The sequence below is a fragment of the Kitasatospora sp. NPDC091257 genome, assembly GCF_044757675.1.
GTDB classification, from domain to species: Bacteria; Actinomycetota; Actinomycetes; order Streptomycetales; family Streptomycetaceae; genus Kitasatospora; species Kitasatospora lactacystinica.
On record NZ_JBIVVI010000645.1, the window covers coordinates 1 to 5,240 of the forward strand.

General features: G+C 70.3%; 5 protein-coding genes. 3 read left to right on the forward strand and 2 right to left on the reverse strand.

Annotation, left to right across the window (positions count from 1 at the left end; all coding sequences use genetic code 11):
* Window positions 1–70: 70 nt before the first annotated feature.
* A complete protein-coding gene (locus ACIQOV_RS26330; protein WP_401052482.1) occupies window positions 71–439 on the reverse strand; it encodes a peptidase inhibitor family I36 protein in 369 nt (122 codons plus the stop codon).
* Window positions 440–456: 17 nt separating this feature from the next.
* Here ACIQOV_RS26330 and ACIQOV_RS26335 point away from each other — a divergent pair, with 17 nt between their 5' ends.
* The gene (locus tag ACIQOV_RS26335; RefSeq protein ID WP_401052484.1) at window positions 457–684 is read left to right on the forward strand and encodes a hypothetical protein; all 228 of its coding nucleotides are present in this window, start codon (window positions 457–459) and stop codon (window positions 682–684) included.
* A 175-nt stretch (window positions 685–859) separates the two neighbouring features.
* On the opposite strand, the gene ACIQOV_RS26340 is transcribed toward ACIQOV_RS26335, so the two are convergent.
* On the reverse strand, window positions 860–2,149 hold the full coding sequence (locus ACIQOV_RS26340) for a hypothetical protein (RefSeq protein WP_401052487.1): 1,290 nt from the start codon (window positions 2,147–2,149) through the stop codon (window positions 860–862).
* Between the two features lie 410 nt (window positions 2,150–2,559).
* Between ACIQOV_RS26340 and ACIQOV_RS26345 the strand changes: the two genes are divergently transcribed.
* Together ACIQOV_RS26345 and ACIQOV_RS26350 are read left to right on the forward strand one after the other, a co-directional pair.
* Window positions 2,560–3,549, forward strand: coding sequence for a terpene synthase family protein (locus tag ACIQOV_RS26345; protein WP_401052489.1), 990 nt, complete (start codon window positions 2,560–2,562; stop codon window positions 3,547–3,549).
* A 10-nt stretch (window positions 3,550–3,559) separates the two neighbouring features.
* Window positions 3,560–5,173 (forward strand): prenyltransferase/squalene oxidase repeat-containing protein, encoded by a 1,614-nt coding sequence (locus ACIQOV_RS26350; protein WP_401052490.1) that lies wholly within the window; start codon window positions 3,560–3,562, stop codon window positions 5,171–5,173.
* The last annotated feature ends 67 nt before the right edge of the window (window positions 5,174–5,240 follow it).

Below are 5,240 nucleotides of genomic sequence, written 5' to 3' on the forward strand. Positions count from 1 at the left end.
GGGGGCGGTGGTGCCGGACGGCCGGTGCGTGGATCCCATCGCTGATGTGCCCCCGATCGGGAGCGGCAGGTCAGGAGGTGTCGACCTTGATGGAGGAAGTGACGTCGTTGAAGTCGTCACCGACATAGGCCGCGTCGCTGGTGAACGCCTTGCTGGCGCTCTGGAGGCCGGCGTCGGCATAGAGGGTGACCGTCCAGCCGCTGGGCACCCTGACCGAGCTGATGGAGTCGTTGCCGACAGCGCCCGGCTTGGTGAGGTCGTAGGTACCCGCCTGGAGCGTCATGCTGGGACCCGTGAAGTTGCGGTCGGCGTAGATGGCGGGCTGGTTGGCAGGCTTCGGTGCCGGCGTGGGGTCGTCCCCATGGCTGGGGTAGGAGTTGTAGTGGTACTGCTGGCTGTAGCCGAAGTCGTCGTCCGACATGGCGCGGGGTCCTCTCACATAGGGATGTCCGATCGGTGGACGGCTCATCGCCCGAGCGCATCGCGGCCACCGGCACGCTGCTCAACGACATGCCGACGCGAAGGCAACCGCCGAGCACGAATCCGTCCTGGCAGGACACCGACAAGCGAATCATCAGCTACGGGCGGAAACCCGGAGTTGATCAAAGCCAAGATCTCCGCCACCCCACCACTTCTCCACTCGCCCACCAGGTCACGGCACTGGCAACAGAGCAGATCATTTGAAACGCGACGTCATTACTGGCGATCGGCTGAGACGGCCCGGGGCTCCGTGCCGGACGTCGTGGATCGGCACCCGATCTTCGGCACCGGGGCGGCCCCGCCCTTGAGGGTGAGGCGAAGGATCGCGCCCTCGGGACGCCCGCCGCCGTGGTGGCGGCGGGCGGGTGCACCGGGGCGGCTACGGGGTGTCTTGCGGCGTGTCGATCCAGTCGGTGGCGAGACGTTCGGCCGTGAGGCGGGCTTCCACCTCGGCGGTGTCGGTACCGGCGGCCTTCTTGCCGGCGCCGCGGTGGACGCACAGCAGTTGGTCGGCCTCGCCGTTCTTGTCGCGGTAGACGATGAGGGCAGGCCCCGCGCTGCTGAGGTGGTTGGGAAACCTCACGTCCGGCTCCCAGCCCTTGTTCGCGACGAAGGCTGCGCCCCACAGGTTCTGGTCACCGCTGCCGTAGCCGCGGTGGACCAGGGCCATCTTCCCGTTGTAGGCGGCCAGGGCCGGTCCCTCCAGGCTGTTGTGGCCCGGGAGCCGGAAGTCCTGGGACCAGCTGCTGCCGTCGTAGGCGGCGTGCCACAGGGAGGTGTCGTTGCCGCCGCCGCGGTGGACGAGGTGGAGAGCGCCGTTGTACTCGCACAGGGCCGGGTTGGACGCCGTCTCGTGGCGGGGCATCTCGGTGTCAGGACTCCACTGGGAGCCGTCGTAGGTGGCGTGCCACATTCTGTCGCTGTTGCCACCGCGGTGGACGAGGTGGAGCGCTCCGCCGTAGACCGCCAGCGCCGGTCCCCGGGAGCTCTGGTGAAAGGGCATAGGGCCGACGGTCCAGTCGGTATCGTCGAAGGTGCCGTGCATCAAGTCGTTGCTGTTGCCAGCGCGGTAGACGAGGTGGATCTTGCCGTTGAAGGTCGCCAACGCCGGGCCGTCGGCGCTGTGCATGTTGGTCCTGATGTCCTCGGACCAGCCGGTCTCGGGGGCGTAGGTGGCGTACCAGAGGGAGTTGTCCACGCCGGCGCGGTGGACGGTGACCAGCCGCCCGTTGAGCACGGCCAGGGCCGGGTTCGCGGCCGACTCGTGGCCGGGGAACTTCTCGTCGTTGCTCCAGTGCGAGCCGTCGAGGACGGTCCACCACATGTTGAAGTCCACACGGGGGCCGTTGCGCGCACTGGGGACGAGCCAGCTCGGAGCGATCCACGGCGAGCTGCACTTGACGCCCCACTGGCCGGTGTTCGCCCACTTGATCGCCGCAGCATGAGGTTTCATGCAGAAGGCGATGACCTGGCCCAGCGGAGGGATCGCGGCATTGACGATGTCAGCGAGCAGCCCTTCGATCTCCGTGGCCTCGTCGGCGGTCGCCTTGTTCATGTGGACCTCGAAGCCCCACCACCTCTTCTCCACCCAGGCGTCCAGGCCGCGCACCTTCAGCTGCTCCCGGGCCTCCTCCGCCCTCGCCACTGCAGCGGCCGACGGCGCCGCCATGCCCCTCCGGAAGCCAGTCGGCGGGCATCTGGTCGGTGGACGGCGCGGACGCACCCTGCGCCGCGGCGCTGTCCTGCGTGGCGGTCTCGTCAACAGCCATAGGATTCCCCTTCTCCGCTGCGCACGGCGCGCGCCAGCCTCCCCCGGGCCACCGGGCGAGGCTCCGGCCCGCAGCCGGGTGCACTGCCTGAAGAGTTTCAGGCTGTCATGGCCACCGTCAGGCCGAACGGTGTCGACATCGGCGGATCTTGCCCCATTTGGTCGAATGGCCCCGCTCGTGGGGCTGGTTCACCATTGGTGAGTTCCGCAGCCGTAGGCGTTCCGAGCCTCCCAGCGGTGTTCGCCGTCTTCAGGCCGCTGTTCAGCGTCCCTGTCTGCCACTGGCCTGACATGATCAGACCATGACTGACATGCCATCAGATTCCTTGGCCCTCGTGCGCGATGCGATGCTGCGGTGGGCCCGACGGGCGGGCCTGGTGGCGGAGCCCGGCGAGGAGCGGCGTCTTGCCGCGATGCGGCTTCAGGTGCTGGTCGGCGGTGCTCTCCCGCAGGGCGACGTGGCGGATGTGGCACTGGCCGCACAGTGGGCGGCGTTCATCTGCTGGGTGGATGACCAGATCGACCGGCGCGGGCTGGGTTCGGTGCCGGGCGAGTTGGAGCAGTTCACCGCGCCGCTGCGTCAGGTGCTCGCGCCCGGCGAGGGCACGTCGGGGGTGGCAGCTGCCCACGCGGTGGTGCTGTCGCGCTTGTGGGAGCGTACGGCTGCGGGGATGTCAGCCCCCTGGCGGGCCCGGTTCACGACGGACTACCTGGACTTCCTGGACGCCTGCGAACAGGAGGTGGCGCTGCGCCGCTCCGGCGCCCGGCTGCCGCTGACGGCCTACCTCGCGCTGCGGCGTCGCACGATCACGCTGCTGCCGATGCTGGACGTCCTGGAACACGCCGGTCACGCCGAGTTCGTCGAGGACCCGCGGGTGGACGCTCAACTGCGGGACCTGCGCTGGGCCGTGGCCGATGTCGTGGGCTGGGCAAATGACCTGGCCTCGGCGGTGGACGACAAGGCCGCCGGCCAGGACAACCTGGTGGCGGTGCTGGCCCGCCAGGACGGCTGCACGACGGACGAGGCCCGGACACGGGTGACGGCCATGATCGAGGAGCGCCGCGCGGGCTTCACCACCGCTGCGGCCGACCTTCGCACGGGCCCGCTCCTGTCTGCCGACCGGCAGGAGGACCTGCGCCGCTACGTCGATCTGGTGGAGAGGTTCATGACCTCCACCCTGCACTGGCTGACCGTCACCGGACGGTTCCACCTTCACCCCGAGACGATGCACCACCCTCCGTCCACCAGCCGCGGGCCGGCCCCCGCAAGCGCCGGACGGCCCGCCGACGAGCTGAACTGAACGGAGCCCGATGAGACTCGCCGCGACCACCCTCGCGCTGCCCCGATGGCACAGCACCGACTTCCCCGACGACCTGGCGCTGGCCACCGCCCGGCTGCGCCTGTATCTGGAGAGCCGGATCGACCCGGACGGCGCGGTGCGCGAACCGTGCCACAGCCGCGTCCTCGAATCCGCCCTGCTGCTCGTCCTGCTGGACCGCACCCGGCTGGAGCCAGCCGCCCGCGACCGCCTGGCCCGCTACCTGGCCGCACATCGCGAATCCCCCACGCCGCTGGACCGGTTGCTCGCACGCGCCTGCCTCGACGGCCCCAGCAACGTGGCCGGCCAACTGGACGTCGACGACTTCCTCAGCCACGCACCGGACTTCACCGGCCCCCGCAAGCGCGCCCTGCTGCACGCCGTCCTCGTCCTGGTCGGCGCCGTCCCCGCCACCGACCTTCCCGCCCCCGACGCGTTCTGCCTGCACGGCCTGCACACCTGGGCGCGCGTCCAGGTCACCGCCGTCAAGGCCATCCTCGCCCACGCAAGGCCCGACCTGATCGACGCGCACGACCTGGACCTGCTGCGCTCCACCCAGCAACCAGGGACCGTGTGGGAGGGTCACCTCCTCGTCCACCTGTCGGTCCTGCACGCCCTGGCAGCCCAGCCGGGCCACCAGCAGCTGATAGCCGACGGGATTCACACCGCGCTGCAGCACCAGCGCCCCGACGGCGGAATTCCGTTCATCTGCGACGAGGACACCTGGGTCACCGCCAACGCTGGAGTGGCCCTGCACGCCGCGGGCGCCCCCGTACCGGTCCTGGACAGGATCGCCCAGCGCCTGCTGCACCTCCAGCAGCCTGGTGGCGGCTGGTCCTACACCGAGGGCGCTCAACTCGCCGACGTGGACGACATTTCAGCCTCCATCGAGGTCCTCCACCTCACCGGCCCCCACGTCCATCGGCAGCCGATCAGCCGTGCCCTGGACGCCCTCCTCGCCCTGCGAGGGCCCGATGGCGGCTTCCCCACCTACCAGGTCGGAGCACCCTCCGAAGCCTGTATAACCGCCGGTGTCGCCAACGCCCTCTGCTCCCAGGCCGACCGGCAGCACACCGCCATCGACGAAGCCCTGACCTTCCTCGCCTCCCAACAGCACCCGGACGGCTCGTTCCCGCCCGACTGGAGCAAAAGCCGCCTGCACACGGTCTTCCGCGCCACCCTCGCCGCCACCCGCCACCCCAGCCATCGCACACCGAACAGCCCGGCCCAGCGCATCACCAGCCGGGCCGCCCGCCTCGTCACGAACTCCCAGAACACCGACGGCGGCTGGGGCCAGCAGCACGGCGACACCAGCGACGCCACGAGCACCGCCTACGCCCTCATCACGCTCGCCGCACACAGCACCGACCCCGATCCCGCAGCCCGCGGCGCCGCCTACCTCCTCACCCAGCAACGCCCCGACGGATCCATCACCAGCATCCCGGACTCCATCGGACCGCGCGGCTTCGCCTTCACCGTCCCCGTCCTCGCCGACATCTTCTCCCTCCTCGCCCTGGGACACCTCGCCCGTCGCCTGGCCCCGGCGCCACCGCAGCAGATATCGGTGCCGGCCTCGCCGTCACCGGGATGTCCCGGTGAACCTTGAGTGATCGCGTTCGCCGCCACCGGCCACTCCTCGCGGGCAGGGCCCACGGACAACCCTGGGGCCTGCC

Excerpts from the sequence above, each read along its gene's own strand:
- ACIQOV_RS26340 (WP_401052487.1), bottom strand. The coding sequence starts at position 2,149 with ATGGCGGCGCCGTCGGCCGCTGCAGTGGCGAGGGCGGAGGAGGCCCGG.
- ACIQOV_RS26345 (WP_401052489.1), top strand. The coding sequence starts at position 2,560 with ATGCCATCAGATTCCTTGGCCCTCGTGCGCGATGCGATGCTGCGGTGG.
- ACIQOV_RS26350 (WP_401052490.1), top strand. The coding sequence starts at position 3,560 with ATGAGACTCGCCGCGACCACCCTCGCGCTGCCCCGATGGCACAGCACC.